Origin of the sequence: Flavobacterium olei (assembly GCF_039749035.1) — a bacterium.
In the GTDB taxonomy this organism is placed as follows: domain Bacteria; phylum Bacteroidota; class Bacteroidia; order Flavobacteriales; family Flavobacteriaceae; genus Flavobacterium; species Flavobacterium olei.
In genome coordinates, this window is record NZ_JBDKWC010000020.1 from 1 (window position 1) to 511 (window position 511).

At 66.9% G+C, this 511-nt stretch carries 1 protein-coding gene; it reads left to right on the top strand.

The window, feature by feature from the left end; all coding sequences use genetic code 11:
• Positions 1–511, top strand: a 511-nt coding sequence (locus tag ABEB31_RS21630; RefSeq protein ID WP_347053746.1) for a cytochrome-c peroxidase, incomplete at both ends; no start/stop codon positions are given.

Consider the following 511-nt stretch of genomic DNA (forward strand, 5'->3'; position numbering starts at 1 on the left):
CCGATGGGTCCGGAGATGGTGCGCGGCTTCGACACGCTTTTGTCGGCACAGACGATGTTTCCCGTGCTGTCGGCCGACGAGATGGCCGGGCATTATTCCGAGAACGAGGTCAGCCGGGCAGTCCGAAAGGGTCTGATCACCGGCGAGGACGGCGCCTGGGATCTGATCGCGGCCCGTGTCCGTGCCATCCCCGAATACGCCGCGATGTTCGAGGACGCATTTCCCGGCGACGACAAGCTGGACTTTACCGACATCTCGGACGCCATCGCGGCCTTCGTCACCTTCGAGTTCCGCTCCGATACCAGTCCCTTCGATGCGCGGCTGCGCGAGGGGGCACCGCTCGATCCGCAGGCCGAGGCGGGGTTGGCATTGTTCTATGGCGTGGCGGGCTGCGCCGATTGCCATTCGGGCCCGTTCCAGACCGATCACGGCTTTCACGCCATGGGCGCACCGCAACTCGGCCCGGGCAAGGCCGCGCGGTTCGAGAGCCACGCGCGCGACGAGGGGCGGT